The following is a 3,848-nucleotide window of genomic DNA, read 5'->3' as shown; positions in this document are numbered from 1 at the left end:
AGGAACTTTTTCTATATACATGGCTATCATTTTAGCAAATGGAGAGAATTCTTGTCCATTAAGAAATGTTACAAATTACATGGGTACATTAAGAAAAGTTAAGGGGGTGCATCCATTGATGGATAAGGGTTTTCGGCTATTGTGGTATATATGTATGGGGGAAGTTCAGATATAAAGCCGCCCTCCGCTATCGCTAAAGGGCGGGGTTTCAGACCCAGTTTTTCGATGACCGATCATTGTTGATTGTCGGTATTTTGGCAAAACTGAGATGCCCCCAGAAAATTCGGACAAGCTAAGAGAAGATTTAATTTCAATCTGATCATGACAAAACTACCTGAAACTTCAGAAACTGAGCTTGCTATTATCTTTTTGGTTGTCAATCTTTCCCAACTGCTTCGGCAGTTTTTTGGGCTTTTTTTGTCTTTCTTGCTTTTTTTGCGAACAAATGAACTAAGACGTGAACTCGTGTTTGATAAAAATTATGTTTACAGCAGTTTACCCCAAGTAAAACTTATCACTTGGGTGACCAATCATTGGCATTTAATAGCACGATTCCTGGAGTGCCTTTTTCAGCAGACCCTATCTAATGGCAAGGAGAGAGTTAAACGGCTCTCTCCTTAATTATTGCTATTCGTCGTCGTCGCTGGCGCCAACTTGCTTGAGATGAATATGTTTTCTCCCCAAAGTAATTTCAAATTCATCTCCCGGTTTGAGTCCCATTTTTTTGGTGTAGGCCGAACCGATTAGGAGATTATTATTGGATTGGACACTGATCCGGTAGCTAGCCGAGCGCCCACCTCGTCCGTGGCCATTGGCACTGCTATCTAAGTCAATTCCCTCGGCATCGATTAAAGCATTGAGAAATTTCATCATATTAACGCGTTCAATACCATTTTTTGTCATGGTATAGTAGCCGCATTCCCGAGCTTTTTCCTCTTTGCTGAGGTTGCCTAGCTGTTTAACTTTCTCAATTAGTTCGAGGCCCGTCAGGGGTTCTGGATTGGTAGTTTTGTTCATTTAAGTTCGCGGCAGATAAGTAAAGGTTAGGGTCATCAAGGCTAGTCAAGGAGAATTGCTTCCCCTGACCAGAAACAATCGGGTTACGATTGATCTCTACACTCATCTTACACGGTATAAACTAAAAATTATCACTTGCTTGAGGAAATTGATTGTAATTGATTACACGGGATCTCTCGATCAAAATCTTAACAGAATTTATCAATGTTGATCGAGATGCCGGGGTAAGGGAGGTTAGTCTTTCTGTCATCAATGAGAGCAGGGGGTAGGATAGATATCAAGAGGTAAAAATGAGGGATAATGAAGCTAACAACTAGGGGTCACTATAGTGTTAAAGCCTTGCTGGATCTTAGTTTACAACCTAGGGGAACTCCCGTATCGGTAAAATCGATCGCCCTGCGTCAAGATATCCCGGCCGCTTATCTAGAGAAATTGCTGATAGAAATGCGACGAGCGGGGTTAGTTCGCTCCTTTAGGGGAGCGCAAGGGGGTTATCAATTGGCTAGGCCGGCAAATCGGATCTCGTTGGGGCAAATTTTGGAGGCGGTGGGAGAGACGATCGAGCCATTATCAGGCTATCATCCCAGGGACGAACAGGCAGAAGATTGGGTGACATTTACTATCTGGAAACACCTACACGAGAAATTAAAAGAGGCCCTAGGGAAGATTACCTTAGCGGATTTATACTACGATGCGCGTAGCTGGATCGCCGCTAGGGGAGAGGAAACCAGCTTTATTGTTTAGTAGTTTAGAAGTTATGACAGCAACAACACAAGCAAAGATTTATGGGGGGGGTTGTCACTGTGGAGCGATCCGTTTTCAAGTGGCGATCGAGCATGATCAAGCTCTAGACTGTAATTGTTCGATTTGTCAGAAAAAAGGCTTTCTGCATCTGATTGTTCCTTCAGCACAATTTACCCTCCTAAGCGGTGAAGATTTCTTAAGTACCTATACATTTAATACCCACACGGCCCAACATTATTTTTGTCGTGTTTGTGGTATTCATCCTTTCTATCGTCCCCGCTCCCATCCTGACGCTATAGATATAAACCTGCGCTGTTTGGATGGCAATGTCTTAGGCGATTTTCAGATCCAGTTCTTTGATGGGGCTAACTGGGAAGACAATATTGAGAAAATTCGGGCTATCGATGGCAAAAGGGAGTAATGGTGAAGGAAACGGCAACGGCGATCATTTTAGTATTAGGAGCGGTTTTAGATTATCTGATCGGCGATCCCTGGGGATGGATTCATCCAGTGCAGGTGATGGGGGCGATTATTGCCGTTGCCACAAAAGTTATCCTTAATTGGACGCGGGAAAAAATTTGCCAACGTTTAGCGGGCATAATTCTGGGACTAGGTTTAATTATCTTGGCCGGGGTCTTAACTTGGCTAGGAATCCAATGGTTAGGTCAGGTCAATTTGCTGCTGAGTTGCCTAGTACAAATGATTCTCTTGGCTAGTTGTTTAGCCGGTAGAAGTTTACGCAGGGCTGCCGAAACAGTCATCGCACCTTTACAAGCGGAAAATATCACCTTAGCTCGTTGCCAACTAAGTTTATACGTTGGTCGCGACACAGATAATCTCGGCCGGGAAGAAATCCTCCGCGCCCTATTAGAAACCGTCAGTGAAAATGGTGTGGATGGAGTTACCGCGCCGCTTTTTTATGCCCTTCTCGGTGCTTTTCTGGGGGTGGGGCCAGTTCCCCTCGCTTGCGCTTATAAAGCCGCTAGTACCCTCGATTCGATGATTGGCTATCGTCGGCCACCCTACACCCATATTGGTTGGTTTAGTGCCAAAAGCGAGGATGTTTTGACATGGCTACCTTGTCGTTTGACGGTATTAACTCTCGCCCTGATTTCGGGCCGGCCAGGGTGGGTTTTAAGCATTTGTTGGCGCGATGCCCGTCGGGATCCTAGTCCTAATTCTGGATGGAGTGAATGCGTCTATGGGGCGATTTTGGGGGTGCAATTGGGGGGGAAAAATCAATATCGGGGCCAGATTGTGGAAAAACCTTTATTAGGCGATAACCTCAACCCGATTACCGTCAAAACCGTCGAACAGGCTTTGAATTTAACTCGTACTTGTGTATTACTCTGGCTGGCGATCGCTGTTAGCTGCTTGATTGCTAGAGATTTTGCTCAATTGTAGCGACCACAGGCGACGGCGTTGACGGGATTGACGCTGCCAGTAACGGATAATCAGGGAGAAGGTCAAGAATAGGGATTGCAGTATCTGTATCTGTCCGCAGAGACGTTGATAGTTTTGTCTGAGATAATAGGTTTTTGCCCCGGCGATGATAATATATTCTGGGGCGGGGTAAAAAATGTGGTGTAAACGTCGTTCCATCCGATTGAAAATTTTGGTCACTCGCCCTAAAATCCGCCGCAATTGCCACAATTTCCAGACTAGAAAGCAATTAAATAAAGTTAGGCCTAGATTGAAGCCGAGGACAAAAAAGAACATGGTCGAGGCGATGGTCGAGTTATGCCAATTTTAACCCACATTCCCCACTTCAAAGTGTAGGGGAAAGAAATCTAATAAGCTGCCCGCGTATTTAAATTGCCTGTTGAGATGAGGCAAGAGGCACTCTTGCAAGAGGCAAGACCCCCCCAACCCCTAGGACTGTTTCATTCTCCCATCAGAATATCAAAAGTAAAAGCGATCACTGTCTTTGTAAAATGAGGAGTGACTGGCAACTTTTAAATATATGTTGAGCTTAATAGAAAAACTGAAACAAGTCAAGGACTTTCGGAAAGATAAAGGAAAAAGACACCCTTTATGGATAGTATTAGTAGTAATAATACTGGGAACAATGCTAGGATACTCAGGTT

6 protein-coding genes and 1 pseudogene are annotated in these 3,848 nt (G+C 44.4%); 5 read left to right on the top strand and 2 right to left on the bottom strand.

Going from position 1 to position 3,848, the window contains the following annotated elements; genetic code table 11:
* Positions 1-279: 279 nt before the first annotated feature.
* Positions 280-427: pseudogene (locus tag IM456_RS19080) on the top strand (transposase); the annotation flags it as partial.
* Positions 428-627: 200 nt separating this feature from the next.
* Here the strand turns inward: IM456_RS19080 and IM456_RS19075 are convergent.
* Positions 628-1,017 (bottom strand): AbrB family transcriptional regulator, encoded by a 390-nt coding sequence (locus tag IM456_RS19075; RefSeq protein WP_002798186.1) that lies wholly within the window; start codon positions 1,015-1,017, stop codon positions 628-630.
* Positions 1,018-1,317: 300 nt separating this feature from the next.
* On the opposite strand from IM456_RS19075, the gene IM456_RS19070 reads away from it, so the two are divergent.
* Genes IM456_RS19070 through cbiB form a run of 3 tightly spaced genes read left to right on the top strand, consistent with a single transcriptional unit; the run spans position 1,318 to position 3,165 of the window.
* A complete protein-coding gene (locus IM456_RS19070; RefSeq protein ID WP_002783777.1) occupies positions 1,318-1,761 on the top strand; it encodes an Rrf2 family transcriptional regulator in 444 nt (147 codons plus the stop codon).
* Positions 1,709-2,182: a GFA family protein gene (locus tag IM456_RS19065; protein WP_149987624.1), complete on the top strand. Its 474-nt coding sequence runs from the start codon at positions 1,709-1,711 to the stop codon at positions 2,180-2,182. Before IM456_RS19070 ends, IM456_RS19065 begins: the two co-directional genes overlap by 53 nt.
* A gap of 2 nt (positions 2,183-2,184) precedes the next feature.
* Positions 2,185-3,165: an adenosylcobinamide-phosphate synthase CbiB gene (gene cbiB / locus IM456_RS19060; RefSeq protein WP_287693034.1), complete on the top strand. Its 981-nt coding sequence runs from the start codon at positions 2,185-2,187 to the stop codon at positions 3,163-3,165.
* Here cbiB and IM456_RS19055 read toward each other — a convergent pair.
* The gene (locus IM456_RS19055) at positions 3,106-3,480 is read right to left on the bottom strand and encodes a hypothetical protein (RefSeq protein ID WP_287693033.1); all 375 of its coding nucleotides are present in this window, start codon (positions 3,478-3,480) and stop codon (positions 3,106-3,108) included. The genes cbiB and IM456_RS19055 overlap by 60 nt on opposite strands.
* Positions 3,481-3,724: 244 nt before the next feature.
* Here IM456_RS19055 and IM456_RS19050 point away from each other — a divergent pair.
* A partial coding sequence (locus tag IM456_RS19050; protein ID WP_287705278.1) for a transposase family protein occupies positions 3,725-3,848 on the top strand: 124 nt, incomplete at its 3' end.

It is taken from the genome of Microcystis sp. M079S1, from assembly GCF_020246425.1.
GTDB classification, from domain to species: domain Bacteria; phylum Cyanobacteriota; class Cyanobacteriia; order Cyanobacteriales; family Microcystaceae; genus Microcystis; species Microcystis aeruginosa.
The sequence above is the reverse complement of the archived record's forward strand: the minus strand, read 5'-3'. Positions and strand labels throughout refer to the sequence as shown.

What these genes read in the sequence shown, in the direction of transcription:
- IM456_RS19075 (WP_002798186.1), bottom strand. Translation starts at nt 1,017, where the DNA reads ATGAACAAAACTACCAATCCAGAACCCCTGACGGGCCTCGAACTAATT.
- IM456_RS19070 (WP_002783777.1), top strand. Translation starts at nt 1,318, where the DNA reads ATGAAGCTAACAACTAGGGGTCACTATAGTGTTAAAGCCTTGCTGGAT.
- IM456_RS19065 (WP_149987624.1), top strand. Translation starts at nt 1,709, where the DNA reads ATGCGCGTAGCTGGATCGCCGCTAGGGGAGAGGAAACCAGCTTTATTG.
- IM456_RS19055 (WP_287693033.1), bottom strand. Translation starts at nt 3,480, where the DNA reads ATGTTCTTTTTTGTCCTCGGCTTCAATCTAGGCCTAACTTTATTTAAT.